14 protein-coding genes are annotated in these 12,681 nt (G+C 67.2%); 7 read left to right on the top strand and 7 right to left on the bottom strand.

Going from position 1 to position 12,681, the window contains the following annotated elements:
- Positions 1-4 precede the first annotated feature (4 nt).
- Genes A5753_RS21890 through nth form a run of 3 tightly spaced genes read right to left on the bottom strand, consistent with a single transcriptional unit; the run spans position 5 to position 2,220 of the window.
- On the bottom strand, positions 5-820 hold the full coding sequence (locus A5753_RS21890; RefSeq protein WP_067133376.1) for a CoA pyrophosphatase: 816 nt from the start codon (positions 818-820) through the stop codon (positions 5-7).
- Positions 821-849: 29 nt separating this feature from the next.
- Positions 850-1,506, bottom strand: coding sequence for a TlpA disulfide reductase family protein (locus tag A5753_RS21885; RefSeq protein ID WP_067133372.1), 657 nt, complete (start codon positions 1,504-1,506; stop codon positions 850-852).
- A gap of 33 nt (positions 1,507-1,539) precedes the next feature.
- Positions 1,540-2,220, bottom strand: coding sequence for an endonuclease III (gene nth, locus A5753_RS21880; protein WP_067133368.1), 681 nt, complete (start codon positions 2,218-2,220; stop codon positions 1,540-1,542).
- Between the two features lie 189 nt (positions 2,221-2,409).
- Here nth and A5753_RS21875 point away from each other — a divergent pair, with 189 nt between their 5' ends.
- Positions 2,410-2,787, top strand: coding sequence for a hypothetical protein (locus A5753_RS21875; RefSeq protein WP_067133365.1), 378 nt, complete (start codon positions 2,410-2,412; stop codon positions 2,785-2,787).
- Between the two features lie 104 nt (positions 2,788-2,891).
- Complete coding sequence (crp, locus tag A5753_RS21870; protein ID WP_007772229.1) at positions 2,892-3,566, top strand: cAMP-activated global transcriptional regulator CRP; 675 nt, start codon at positions 2,892-2,894, stop codon at positions 3,564-3,566.
- A gap of 124 nt (positions 3,567-3,690) precedes the next feature.
- Here the strand turns inward: crp and A5753_RS21865 are convergent, their stop codons facing one another.
- Genes A5753_RS21865 through A5753_RS24465 form a run of 3 tightly spaced genes read right to left on the bottom strand, consistent with a single transcriptional unit; the run spans position 3,691 to position 5,128 of the window.
- The gene (locus A5753_RS21865; protein WP_067133362.1) at positions 3,691-4,494 is read right to left on the bottom strand and encodes an MBL fold metallo-hydrolase; all 804 of its coding nucleotides are present in this window, start codon (positions 4,492-4,494) and stop codon (positions 3,691-3,693) included.
- Between the two features lie 5 nt (positions 4,495-4,499).
- Positions 4,500-4,955, bottom strand: coding sequence for a RidA family protein (locus tag A5753_RS21860; RefSeq protein ID WP_067133359.1), 456 nt, complete (start codon positions 4,953-4,955; stop codon positions 4,500-4,502).
- Positions 4,956-4,966: 11 nt separating this feature from the next.
- The gene (locus tag A5753_RS24465) at positions 4,967-5,128 is read right to left on the bottom strand and encodes a DUF4177 domain-containing protein (RefSeq protein WP_007772224.1); all 162 of its coding nucleotides are present in this window, start codon (positions 5,126-5,128) and stop codon (positions 4,967-4,969) included.
- A 35-nt stretch (positions 5,129-5,163) separates the two neighbouring features.
- Between A5753_RS24465 and A5753_RS21855 the strand changes: the two genes are divergently transcribed.
- Entirely contained in the window at positions 5,164-6,183 is a 1,020-nt protein-coding gene (locus A5753_RS21855; RefSeq protein WP_067133355.1) for an ArsA-related P-loop ATPase, read from the top strand.
- Positions 6,180-7,337 (top strand): ArsA family ATPase, encoded by a 1,158-nt coding sequence (locus A5753_RS21850; RefSeq protein ID WP_067133352.1) that lies wholly within the window; start codon positions 6,180-6,182, stop codon positions 7,335-7,337. Before A5753_RS21855 ends, A5753_RS21850 begins: the two co-directional genes overlap by 4 nt.
- 24 nt (positions 7,338-7,361) lie before the next feature.
- Here the strand turns inward: A5753_RS21850 and A5753_RS21845 are convergent, their stop codons facing one another.
- A complete protein-coding gene (locus A5753_RS21845; protein ID WP_067133349.1) occupies positions 7,362-7,712 on the bottom strand; it encodes a WhiB family transcriptional regulator in 351 nt (116 codons plus the stop codon).
- Between the two features lie 352 nt (positions 7,713-8,064).
- On the opposite strand from A5753_RS21845, the gene ponA2 reads away from it, so the two are divergent.
- The 3 genes from ponA2 (at position 8,065) to A5753_RS21830 (ending at position 12,672) form a co-directional block, all read left to right on the top strand.
- The gene (gene ponA2, locus A5753_RS21840) at positions 8,065-10,494 is read left to right on the top strand and encodes a transglycosylase/D,D-transpeptidase PonA2 (protein WP_067133346.1); all 2,430 of its coding nucleotides are present in this window, start codon (positions 8,065-8,067) and stop codon (positions 10,492-10,494) included.
- 115 nt (positions 10,495-10,609) lie between these two features.
- Positions 10,610-11,569: a metallophosphoesterase gene (locus A5753_RS21835; RefSeq protein ID WP_067133342.1), complete on the top strand. Its 960-nt coding sequence runs from the start codon at positions 10,610-10,612 to the stop codon at positions 11,567-11,569.
- Positions 11,566-12,672, top strand: coding sequence for a PLP-dependent cysteine synthase family protein (locus A5753_RS21830; protein WP_067133339.1), 1,107 nt, complete (start codon positions 11,566-11,568; stop codon positions 12,670-12,672). The genes A5753_RS21835 and A5753_RS21830 overlap by 4 nt, the downstream gene beginning before the upstream one ends.
- Positions 12,673-12,681 lie beyond the last annotated feature (9 nt).

Raw genomic sequence — 12,681 nt, 5'->3', positions numbered from 1 at the left:
GAATTCATCGAGACCCACCACCGTCGCCGACCAGCGCCATCGCCGCGTCCAGCTCGCGCTCGTCGGTGGTGTCCCACGGTTGGGCCCAGCCGGCGACGTCGAGCAGCGCGGAAATCACCTGACCGGTGAATCCCCAGACCAGCATCTCGTTGAGCAGAAACGCCGGGCCGGCCCACCGTCGGCCGAGATCGCCGCGGTACACCATCAGCCGGTTGTCCGGATTGATGAAGGCGCGCAACGGAACTCGCGCCACGATCGCTGTCTCGGCCTCGTCGACGACGCCCACGGGGCCGGGATCCGGCGAGTACGCCAGCACCGGGACCACGTGAAACTGCGACGGCGCGATGAACATCTTTTCCATCGTCGCCAAGGGATACAGCCTGCTGACGTCGATGCCGGTTTCCTCGCGGGCCTCGCGTAAGGCGGTATCCACGGGACCTTGGTCGGTGGGATCGGCGGCGCCGCCGGGGAATGCCGCCTGCCCGGCGTGGTGGCGCAGAGTCGATGCCCGCACGGTGACCAGCAGGTCGGCCTCGTCGGGGAAACCGCCGTCTGGCGGGCCGGATTCCGGACCGGAGAACAAGACCAGAACGGCCGCCTCGCGGTTGGCACCGCGCAGCGTGGCCACCGCCGACACGGCCTTGCTGGTGATCATCGCCAGCACGTCGGCCGGCAGGCGGCGCCGAGCCGCGTCGGGAACGTCGTCGACTTTGTCGACCAGCGGACGCAGCCACGACGGACAGGCGTCAGGCCTCAGCGGAACGGTCTCGCGCGCGGGGGCGGGGTCCCCATTCCGCAGGGGCGAACCCCCAGCACTCACGGCCCCTCCAGTCGGTTCAATGTGTCCGCTTATCCCCTGTCGTTGTCGATCGCGGCCGCGATCTCATCGGCAGTGTTGAAAGCTCGTGGCAGCGTTTGGGCAACGCTACCGTCCGGTCGAAGGACCACCGTCGCGGGCATCACATTTACCACCCGCAGCGCGGCCGCGACCCGGCGACGACCATCCTGCAACGTCGGCAGGCGCACACCGAGCTCGGCCAGCCGCAACAGCGCCGCGGTCTCGTTCTCGTCTTGATGCACCGTCACCACCATCACGTCCGAACCGGCCCGCCGTTGATACTCGGCCATCGCGGGCAGTTCGGCAGCGCATGGCGCGCACCAATACGCCCACAGGTTGAGGACTACCCGGCGACCGGCCAGCGCGCGCGCGACGTCGACCGGGGATCCGTCGGCGGCGCAATCGACCGTCACACCGCGCAGCGCCTCGGGTCCGTCGCCGGTTCCGGCGGCGGGGCATGGCGGCAGGTTGGCGCGGCGCCGCGGGCCCAACAATGCAGCGGGCGTATCGGCGTCGCGGTGTTCCCGGTCGGCCACCGTCTGATCAGTCGCGGGCATCGACGTCGAGGCGGAGTCATCGCGCAGCTGCGCGACCAGCGCCGCGACCAGCGCCGCCACCACCGCCAGGATCGCAATGTGCCAGCGAGCCTTGCGGGTCAGCGTCGGCATTGCGGTCCCAGTGCGCGTCGTTCGCGGACCGGCCTAGAGCCCGGCCAGGGCGAGCAGGTGCTCGGTTTCCGGGCCCTTCACCAACGGCGCGGCCAGCGCCGCCTCGGTGGGACCGAGGCCGAAAGACGGGCAGTCTTTGGCGATCAGGCAGACGCCGCACGCCGGTTTGCGCGCGTGGCACACCCGGCGGCCGTGGAAGATCACCCGGTGGCTCAGCATGGTCCAGTCGCCGCGTTCGATGAGCTCACCGACGGAGTGTTCGATTTTGACCGGGTCCGTATCCGCGGTCCAGCGCCACCGGTGCACCAGCCGCGCGAAATGGGTGTCGACCGTGATGCCCGGAATCCCGAACGCGTTGCCCAGGATGACGTTGGCCGTCTTGCGGCCCACCCCAGGCAGGGTGACCAGTTCGGCCATGGTCGAGGGCACCTCGCCGTCGAACCGTTCAACCAGTGCCTGGCCCAGGCCGATCAGCGAGGACGCCTTATTGCGGAAAAAGCCGGTCGGACGGATCAGGTCTTCCAGCTCGGCACGGTCCGCTTGCGCGTAATCCAGCGCCGACGGATACCGCTTGAACAGCGCCGGCGTCGTCAGATTCACCCGCTTGTCGGTGCTCTGCGCCGAAAGGATTGTGGCGACCGTCAATTCCAGCGGCGTCGTGAAATCCAGCTCGCAGTGGGCGTCCGGAAAGGCCTGTGCCAGAGCACGATTCATGCGCCTCGCCCGTCGCACCAGGCCGACGCGGGTTTCTTCGGACCAACGTCGGGAATCGACGCCAACCGGCGGGGCCGGAGTCGATTTCGAACGCCCGGACGACTTTGCCGCTGTCACCTACGACAGAGTACTGATTTCGTGATCTCGCCGAGACCCGGTGTTGATCCAAGGCGATGTTTACTCTTCGATGTGTCGTGGTTGCTGGTGGCCGGTGTTCCGGCGCTGCTGATGCTGGCGGCGCTGGGTCTTGGGCGGCTCGAGTCCGACCTCACCCCCCGCGCCCGCGCGGTGGCTGACGTCGACAAGTTCCTCGAGCGTGCCGACGGCGTCGACATGCACACGCTGGCCGCCGAAGGTATGCCGGAGGCAGTCGAATACCTGCACCGGCGCGAGCTCGCGCAGCTACCTGGGGCCCCGGGGAACGGGAGCGCCGGACCGCGCCACGCCGCGCCGTCGTTCGCCGTGAGCTACGTCGACCGCGATGAATTGACGCTACCGACCCGGATACACGGCCATTCGCACGTCAATCCGCAATTTAGGGCACCTCGACACGCCAATCCTGTGTAGCGTTGGCACGTTGGACACAACGGCGTTCCTCTAGACTCGTCACGCGAGCAAGGGGTTAGCCTGCCCGTAGCACACTAATTTTCTGGGAAAGTTGAAGAGGCAACGTGGACGAGATCCTGGCAAGGGCAGGAATCTTCCAAGGGGTCGAACCCGGTGCGGTCACAGCGCTGACCAAGCAGCTGCAACCCGTCGACTTCCCCCGTGGACACACGGTCTTCGCCGAGGGGGAACCCGGCGATCGGCTGTACATCATCGTCGCCGGGAAGGTGAAGATCGGTCGCCGTTCGCCCGATGGACGCGAGAACCTGCTGACGATCATGGGCCCTTCGGACATGTTCGGCGAATTGTCGATCTTCGACCCGGGTCCGCGGACGTCTAGCGCCACCACCATCACCGAGGTGCGCGCGGTGTCGATGGACCGCGACGCGCTGCGGGCGTGGATCGCCGATCGTCCCGAGATCGCCGAGCAGTTGTTGCGGGTACTGGCCCGACGCCTGCGCCGCACCAACAACAACCTGGCCGACCTCATCTTCACCGACGTGCCCGGCCGGGTGGCCAAGCAGCTACTGCAGCTAGCGCAGCGGTTCGGCACCCAAGAGGGCGGCGCCATGCGGGTCACCCACGACCTGACGCAGGAAGAGATCGCGCAGCTGGTCGGCGCCTCGCGGGAGACGGTGAACAAGGCGCTGGCCGACTTCGCCCACCGCGGCTGGATCCGTCTGGAGGGTAAGAGCGTGCTGATCTCTGACTCCGAGCGACTGGCCCGCCGAGCGAGGTAAGCGCGCGCGGAGCGCGGGCGCGACCGAGCGAGAAACCCAACCCCGAGCGAGGTAAGCGCGCGCGGAGCGCGGGCGCGACCGAGCGAGAAATCCAACCCCGAGCGAGGTAAGCGCGCGGACTCGGTTACGCCGACGGCTCCGAGCGCAGGTGATTCAGCTGCACCTGCACCGACCATTCGGCGGCATCCCACAGTTTCTCGTCGACGTCGATATAGACGTGTTCGACGATCCGGCGGGCGCCGGCGTCCTCCCCCAGCTCCCTCAACGCCGAACGCACTTGATCCAGCCGCTCCCGCCGGTGCACGAGATAGCCCTGCGCGACGCTTTCCAGATCGGCCAGATCCGGGCCGTGCCCGGGCAGCACCGTCCGTCGGCCCAAGCCGCGCAGTCGCCGCAGCGATTCCAAATAGTCCGTCAGGCTGCCGTCCTCCTTGTCGAGAACGGCCGTGCCGCGGCCCAGGACGGTGTCGGCGGTCAACACGGCATCGTCGAGCAAGAAGGACAGCGAATCGGCGGTGTGGCCGGGGGTCGCCATGACCTTGATCTTGAGCCCGGCGGCGTCGATCACCTCGCCGTCGGTCAGCTCCCCGCCGAGGCCGCGCAGAAAGCCACTGCCCGCCGAGCGCACGATCGCGCCCGTCAGCTCGACGAGCTTGTCGATGCCGTCGGTGTGATCGCTGTGCCGGTGGCTGATCAGGACCAGGGCGATCCGGCCCAGCGCGGCAACCCGTGCGATGTGGCCGTCATCGTCGGGCCCGGGGTCCACGATGACCAGCTCATCGCTGCGCGGGCCGCGCAGTACCCAGGTATTGGTGCCCTCGAGGGTCAGCAGCCCGGGGTTCTCGGCCAACAGCACCGAGGCGGTCTCGGTGACCGGCCGCAGCTCGGCGTATGCGGGATGGGTCAGCGACTCGGCGGCCTGGGACACGGAGGTCAGCCGACCTCGACGATCAGCTCCACTTCCACCGGCGCATCCAGTGGCAGCTCGGAGACGCCGACCGCCGAGCGCGCATGCGCGCCCTGTTCCCCGAACACCTCGGCGAGCAGTTCGGAGGCCCCGTTGATGACACCCGGCTGGCCGTTGAATCCCGGAGCCGAGGCGACGAATCCGACGACCTTCACCACCCGGGTCACCTCGTCGATCCCGGCCAGCGAGTTGACGGCCGCCAACGCGTTGAGCACACAGATGCGGGCCATGGCCTTGCCCTCGTCGGGGCTGACGCCGGCGCCGACCTTGCCGGTGGCCAATAGCTTTCCCTCGCGCATGGGGAGTTGGCCTGCGGTGTAGATCAGGTTGCCGGTGCGCACCGCCGGTACATAGGAGGCCAACGGCGCGACCACCTCCGGGAGCGCGAGGCCGAGCTGCCCGAGCCGGGCCGAAGCACTCATCGGACCGACCTTTACTTGGGGCGCTTCAGATACGCGACGTGCTGCTCGCCGGTCGGCCCTTGCAGCACCGACACCAGCTCCCAGCCGTCGGCCCCCCACTGGTCCAGGATCTGTTTGGTGGCGTGCGTCAGCAGCGGAACCGTGACGTACTCCCATGCGGTCGGTTGGCTCATGCCGCGAGCTTATCGGGTCGGGCTAGCATGCGAAGGTGGCAACCACATCGAGCGGCGGAGCTGCCGTCGGCTGGCCGTCGCGCTTGACGAAGGCCCGTTTACATTTAGTGACCGGCAAAGGCGGAACGGGTAAGTCGACCATCGCGGCCGCGCTGGCGCTGACCCTGGCCGCGGGAGGCCGCAAGGTCCTGCTCGTGGAAGTCGAGGGCCGTCAAGGAATAGCGCAACTCTTCGATGTGCCACCCCTGCCCTATCAGGAGGTGAAGATCGCGACCGCCGAGCGCGGCGGTCAGGTCAATGCCCTGGCGATCGACATCGAGGCCGCCTTCCTCGAGTACCTCGACATGTTCTACAACCTGGGCATTGCGGGCCGCGCGATGCGCCGGATCGGTGCGGTCGAGTTCGCGACGACGATCGCGCCGGGTCTGCGTGACGTGCTGCTGACCGGCAAGATCAAGGAGACCGTGATACGCGTCGACAAGAATCGCCTGCCGGTTTACGACGCCATCGTCGTCGACGCCCCGCCGACCGGACGGATCGCGCGGTTCCTGGATGTCACCAAGGCCGTGTCCGATTTGGCCAAGGGCGGCCCGGTGCATTCGCAGGCCGACGGCGTGGTGAAGCTACTGCACTCCGAACAGACGGCCATTCACTTAGTCACCCTGCTAGAGGCGCTGCCGGTCCAGGAGACGCTGGAAGCCATCGAGGAGCTCGCCGATATGCAGCTGCCGATCGGCAGCGTGATCGTGAACCGCAACATCCCCTCTTACCTGCAGCCGGCCGATCTGGCTAAGGCCGCCGAGGGAGACATCGACGCGGACTCGGTGCGTTCGGGATTGGAGAAGTCCGGAATCATCTTGAACGACAAGGACTTTGCCGGACTGCTGACGGAGACCATCGAGCATGCGACGGTCGTCGCCACCCGCGCCGAGATCGCCCAACAGCTCGATGCATTGAAAGTGGCGCGATTGGAACTGCCAGCCATTTCCGACGGGGTCGACCTCGGTAGCCTCTACGAGCTGTCGGAATCACTTGCACAGCAGGGGGTTCGATGAGCACCACGCCTAAACAGCTCGACATGGCGGCCATCCTGGCCGACACGACCAATCGCGTGGTGGTGTGCTGCGGCGCGGGCGGGGTGGGCAAGACCACCACCGCCGCCGCGATCGCGCTGCGCGCCGCCGAATACGGCCGCAACGTCTGTGTTTTGACGATCGATCCGGCCAAGCGACTGGCCCAGGCGCTTGGGGTCAGCGACCTCGGTAACACACCGCAACGCGTCCCGCTTGCGGCCGAGGTTCCCGGCGAGTTGCACGCGATGATGCTCGACATGCGTCGCACCTTCGACGAGATGGTGATTCAGTACTCCGGACCCGGTCGCGCACAAGCGATTCTGGATAACCAGTTCTATCAAACCGTCGCCAGTTCGCTCGCCGGCACGCAAGAGTACATGGCGATGGAGAAGCTGGGCCAGCTGCTGGCCGAGGATCGCTGGGACCTGGTGGTCGTCGATACCCCACCGTCGCGCAACGCACTGGATTTCCTGGACGCGCCCAAACGGCTTGGCAGCTTCATGGACAGCCGGCTGTGGCGGCTGCTGCTCGCGCCGGGCCGGGGCATCGGCCGATTAGTCACCGGCGCAATGGGTTTGGCCATGAAGGCGTTGTCCACAATCCTGGGTTCGCAGATGCTCGGCGACGCCGCGGCGTTCGTGCAATCGCTGGACGCCACCTTCGGCGGCTTCCGTGAGAAGGCCGATCGCACCTACGCGCTGCTGAAAAGGCGTGGGACGCAGTTCGTCGTGGTGTCGGCGGCCGAGCCGGACGCGCTGCGGGAGGCGGCCTTCTTCGTCGACCGGCTGTCGCAGGAAGGCATGCCGCTTGCCGGGCTGGTCTTGAACCGCACCCATCCGCCGCTGTGCTCCCTACCGGCCGAGCGGGCGATCGACGGCAGGGAAATGCTGGAGCAGGACGGCGACTCCGAAGCCACGTCGCTGGCCTCGGCGGTGTTGAAGATTCACGCCGACCGTGCGCAGATCGCCAAGCGCGAGATCAGGTTGCTTTCCCGATTCACCGGAGCCCATTCGCACGTGCCCGTCATCGGCGTGCCGTCGTTGCCCTTTGATGTGTCGGATTTGGAGGCGCTGCGCGCGCTGGCCGATCAGATCACTTCGGTAGCTGACGATGCGGGCCGGGCAACGGCACGCTGAAAACCTTCCGCCCCCACGGAAGGTTCAGCCGACGCTGCGGGTGCGCCTCTTGTCGAAGAAGTCCGCCCAGGAAACCACCTCGGGGTGCTGCTTGAGCAGGGCGCGACGTTGCCGTTCGGTCATGCCGCCCCACACCCCGAATTCGACCTTGTTGTCCAGCGCGTCCGCCCCGCATTCCTGCATCACCGGGCAGTGTCGGCAGATCACCGCCGCTTTGCGCTGGGCCGCTCCGCGGACAAACAGTTGGTCGGGATCGGTGGTCCGGCAGAGCGCTTTGGAGACCCAAGCAATCCGTTCCTCGGCATCGACACTGCGAAGTACCCCTTGTGCGGCTGCAATGTTTGTCCTACGCGCCGCCGGCCGTATTGGTGACACGAACTGTTCCCTTCCCTATCGGCCGCCCGACACGGCCGCCCTCCTCGGGTGCAGATCCCGACCTAGCGATCTACGCCACACTATGTACATCGGTGTTACCTGAATCTCACCGTGTGTCTAAGTTAGGTGGTCAGGTGGCAATTGCGCAACAGTCCGATAACGCTTTTTTTGGGACGGGCGTGCCGTCTCGTGCCAATCGGCGAGCGCGGAAGTGATCTTGGGCGGTCAGGTGCGCGCCGCGTGACGCGACCGCAAATTTTCGCACCCGCCGGCACTTCACGCTTGGATGGACGCTTTTAATGGGCGAACGCGCAGCGTGGCGGCGTGACTGAGGGCCGCTAATGTAGTAGCCATGTCTGACCGCCCCCCGGCCGCACTCACCATCCTCAAGCTCGCGGGGCTGTGCTTGTTGGCCAGTGTCGTCGCCACTGCGCTGCTGTTTCCCTTCGCCGGCGGCATAGGACTGGTGTCCAATCGGGCCTCGGAAGTGGTTGCCAACGGCTCGGCTCAGCTTCTCGAGGGTGAGGTGCCGGCCGTGTCGACGATGGTCGACGCCAAGGGCAACACCATCGCCTGGCTGTATTCGCAGCGCCGGTTCGAGGTGCCCACCGACAAAATCGCCAACACGATGAAGCTGGCGATCGTGTCCATCGAGGACAAACGGTTCGCCGAGCACAACGGGGTGGACTGGAAAGGCACCCTGACCGGGCTGGCGGGCTACGCACGCGGCGACGTCGACACACGCGGCGGCTCGACCATCGAGCAGCAGTACATCAAGAATTACCAACTCCTGGTCACCGCCAAAACCGACGCCGAGAAGCGCGCGGCCATCGAGACGACCCCGGCGCGCAAGCTGCGCGAGATCCGCATGGCGCTGACGCTGGACAAGACGTTCACCAAGCCGGAGATCCTGACCCGGTATCTGAACCTGGTCTCGTTCGGCAACGGCTCGTTCGGGGTGCAGGACGCGGCGCAGACCTACTTCGGCATCAACGCCTCCGACCTGAACTGGCAGCAGGCGGCGCTGCTGGCGGGCATGGTGCAGTCGACCAGCGCGCTCAACCCGTACATCAATCCCGATGGCGCGTTGGCGCGGCGAAACCTGGTGCTGGACACCATGATCGAGAATATCCCGCAGGAGGAGGAAGCGCTGCGCGCCGCCAAGGCCGCGCCGCTGGGAATCCTGCCGCAGCCCAACGAGTTACCCCGCGGCTGCATCGCGGCGGGCGACCGCGCGTTCTTCTGCGACTACGTCCAGGAGTACCTGTCCCGGGCCGGGATCAGCAAGGAGCAGGTGGCCCGGGGCGGTTACACGATCAAGACCACGCTGGACCCGGACGTGCAGATCCCGGTCAAGGCGGCCATCGACAAGTTCGCCAGCCCAACACTTCCAGGGATCTCGAGTGTGATGAGCGTGCTCCAGCCGGGCAAGACCTCGCACAAGGTGATGGCCATGGCCAGCAACCGCACCTACGGGCTCGACGTCGACGCCGGTCAAACCATGCGTCCGCAGCCCTTCTCGTTGGTCGGCGACGGCGCGGGATCCGTCTTCAAGATCTTCACCACGGCCGCGGCCCTGGACATGGGGATGGGCATCAACGCCACCCTCGAGGTGCCAGGCCGGTTCCAGGCGAAGGGCATGGGTAGCGGTGGGGCCAAGGGCTGCCCGAAGGACAACTGGTGCGTGGTCAACGCCGGCAACTACCGCGGGTCGATGAACGTCACGGACGCGTTGGCCACCTCACCCAACACCGCCTTCGCCAAGCTGATCCAACAGGTCGGCGTGACGCGCACCGTGGACATGGCGATCAAGCTCGGGCTGCGGTCCTACGCCGACCCGGGCACGGCGCGCGACTACAACCCCGACAGCAACGAGAGCCTGGCCGACTTCGTCAAACGGCAGAACATCGGCTCGTTCACGCTGGGTCCGATCGAGGTGAACGCCCTGGAGCTGTCCAACGTCGCGGCCACCCTCGCCTCGGGCGGTACCTGGTGCCCGCCTAATCCGATCGACAAGCTGGTCGACCGCAAAGGCAACGAGGTCGCGGTGACCACCGAGACCTGTGATCAGGTAGTGCCCGAGGGCCTGGCGAACACCTTGGCCAACGCGATGAGCAAGGACGCCCTCGGCGGTGGCACGGCCGCCGGATCCGCCGGTGCGGCGGGCTGGGACCTGCCGGTGTCCGGTAAGACGGGCACCACCGAGGCGCACCGCTCGTCGGGCTTCGTGGGGTTCACCAACCACTACGCGGCGGCCAACTACATCTACGACGACTCCCCGAATCCCACCGATCTGTGCTCGGCCCCGCTGCGCCATTGCGGCGAGGGTGACCTGTACGGCGGTAATGAACCGGCACGCACGTGGTTCACCGCGATGAAACCGATCGCCAACAATTTCGGGCCGGTGCAGTTGCCGCCCACCGACCCTCGCTACGTCGACGGGTCACCCGGTTCGCGTGTGCCCAGCGTCGCCGGCCTCGATATCGATGCGGCGCGCCAGCGCATCAAGGAGGCGGGCTTCCAGGTCGCCGACCAGAACAACTTCGTCAACAGCAGCGCAAAACAGGGCGAGGTGGTCGGGACAACCCCAAGCGGCGCAACGATTCCCGGCTCGATCGTCACCATCCAAGTCAGCAACGGCATACCGCCTGCCCCGCCACCGCCGCCGGAAGGTGCCCCGCCGCCGGTCGGCTCGCAGGTAGTCGAGATTCCGGGTCTGCCGCCGATCACCATTCCGCTGCGCGCGCCGCCACCGCCGGCGCCCGGTCAGCCGCCCCCATAGACGTGATTGCCGCACTCCTGCTCACCCTGCGCCGCGGACCGCATCGTCGTCCGGCTACGCATCGTGAATTCACGGGATACGCTGCCAGTCCGCAACCGGCAGTAGGCTTGCCGGCATGGCTGATGTTTTGCCCGTCCTGATACGTGCTGGCGCCGCCGCGCTCGGTTCGAGCGTCGCCGGCCTTGGTTATGCCGCGGTCATCGAGCGCAACGCGTTCGTCCTGCGCGAGATCACCATGCCCGTGTTGACGCCGGGCTCGACTCCGCTGCGGGTGCTGCATGTCAGCGACCTCCACATGACTCCCGGCCAGCGCCGCAAGCAGGCGTGGCTGCGTGAGCTGGCCGGCTGGGAACCGGATCTGGTGGTCAACACCGGTGACAACCTGGCCCACCCGAAGGCGGTGCCGTCGGTAATTCAGGCTCTGGGAGACCTGCTGTCGCGACCGGGCGTCTTCGTGTTCGGCAGCAACGACTACTTCGGTCCGCGGCTTAAGAACCCGCTGAACTACGTGACCAACCCGACGCACCGGGTCCGCGGTGAACCCCTTCCCTGGCAAGACCTGCGGGCGGCGTTCACCGAGCGCGGCTGGCTCGACCTCACCCACACCCGGCGCGAGTTCGAAGTGGCGGGTCTGCACATCGCCGCCGCGGGCGTGGACGACCCGCACATCGATCGCGACCGCTACGAAAGGGTTGCCGGCCCGGCCAGTCCGGCCGCGAATCTGCGGCTGGGACTGACCCATTCGCCCGAACCGCGGGTGCTGGACCGCTTCGCCGCCGACGGCTATCAGCTGGTGATGGCCGGGCACACCCACGGCGGTCAGGTGTGCCTGCCGTTCTACGGCGCACTGGTGACCAACTGCGGTTTGGACCGCTCACGCGCTAAGGGCCCGTCGCGCTGGGGTGCGAACATGCGGTTGCATGTCTCCGCAGGCATGGGCACCTCGCCGTTCGCGCCGGTGCGATTCTGCTGCCGGCCCGAGGCGACCCTGCTGACGTTGATCGCCACCCCGATGGGCGACCGCGAGGCGGCCAGCGACCTGAGCCGTTCGCAGCCAACAGCATCCGTGCGTTGACCGACCAGACCCGGATCGCGGTCCGCAGCCGCTCACGTTGCTGGGCAGACGAAGCGATCCGGCTGATCCAGGCCGACGCACGCCGTAGCGCCGACACCCACCTGCTGCGTTATCCACTGCCGTCGGCGTGGAGCACGCGCGCTCAGGTCGCGCTGTATCTCAAGGACGAGACCACACACATCACCGGCAGCCTCAAGCACCGGTTGGCCCGCTCGTTGTTCCTCTACGCGCTGTGCAACGGCTGGATCGACGAGGGCACCACCGTGGTCGAGGCGTCGTCGGGCTCGACGGCGGTCTCGGAGGCCTATTTCGCGGCGCTGTTGGGTTTGCCGTTCGTCGCCGTGATGCCCGCGGCGACGAGCACGTCAAAGGTGGCGCTGATCGAAGCCCACGGCGGCCGCTGCCATTTCGTGCAGAGCTCGAGCGAGGTCTACGCCGAGGCCGAACGGGTCGCGCGCGAGACCGGCGGGCATTACCTGGACCAGTTCACCAACGCCGAGCGCGCCACCGACTGGCGGGGAAACAACAACATCGCCGAGTCGATCTTCGAGCAGATGCGCGAGGAGCGCTACCCCGTCCCAGACTGGATCGTGGTCGGAGCGGGCACCGGCGGAACCAGCGCCACGATCGGCCGCTACATCCGCTACCGACGGCACGCCACCCGGTTGTGCGTCGTCGACCCGGAGAACTCGGCGTTCTTTCCGGCCTACGCCGAGGACCGTGCCGACATAGTGATGCCCACCTCGTCGCGCATCGAGGGCATCGGCCGACCGCGGGTGGAGCCATCGTTTCTGCCGAGCGTGGTCGACCGCATGGTGGCCGTCCCGGACGCGGCGTCGATCGCGGCCGCGCGGCACGTGAGCGCCGTGCTGGGGCGCCGGGTAGGGCCGTCGACGGGCACCAACATGTGGGGCGCGCTCGGCCTGATCGCTGAGATGGTCGCCGAGGGACGCAGCGGTTCGGTCGTGACGCTGCTCGCCGACAGCGGCGACCGCTACCGCGACACCTATTTCAGCGACCAGTGGGTGGCGGCGCAGGGACTGGATCCGACGGATGCGGCCGGGGCGCTGCTCGAATTCGAGCGATCGTGCACGTGGCAGTGATCGGGCGCA

Origin of the sequence: Mycobacterium sp. 852002-51971_SCH5477799-a (genome assembly GCF_001667145.1) — a bacterium.
GTDB lineage: Bacteria > Actinomycetota > Actinomycetes > Mycobacteriales > Mycobacteriaceae > Mycobacterium.
This window is presented reverse-complemented; position numbering and strand designations above follow the sequence as displayed.

Bases quoted from the DNA above. Each gene is read 5' to 3' on its own strand.
- A5753_RS24465 (WP_007772224.1), bottom strand. From the start codon at position 5,128: ATGAGCCAACCGACCGCATGGGAGTACGTCACGGTTCCGCTGCTGACG.
- ponA2 (WP_067133346.1), top strand. From the start codon at position 8,065: ATGTCTGACCGCCCCCCGGCCGCACTCACCATCCTCAAGCTCGCGGGG.
- A5753_RS21835 (WP_067133342.1), top strand. From the start codon at position 10,610: ATGGCTGATGTTTTGCCCGTCCTGATACGTGCTGGCGCCGCCGCGCTC.
- A5753_RS21860 (WP_067133359.1), bottom strand. From the start codon at position 4,955: ATGAGTGCTTCGGCCCGGCTCGGGCAGCTCGGCCTCGCGCTCCCGGAG.
- A5753_RS21850 (WP_067133352.1), top strand. From the start codon at position 6,180: ATGAGCACCACGCCTAAACAGCTCGACATGGCGGCCATCCTGGCCGAC.
- nth (WP_067133368.1), bottom strand. From the start codon at position 2,220: ATGAATCGTGCTCTGGCACAGGCCTTTCCGGACGCCCACTGCGAGCTG.
- A5753_RS21885 (WP_067133372.1), bottom strand. From the start codon at position 1,506: ATGCCGACGCTGACCCGCAAGGCTCGCTGGCACATTGCGATCCTGGCG.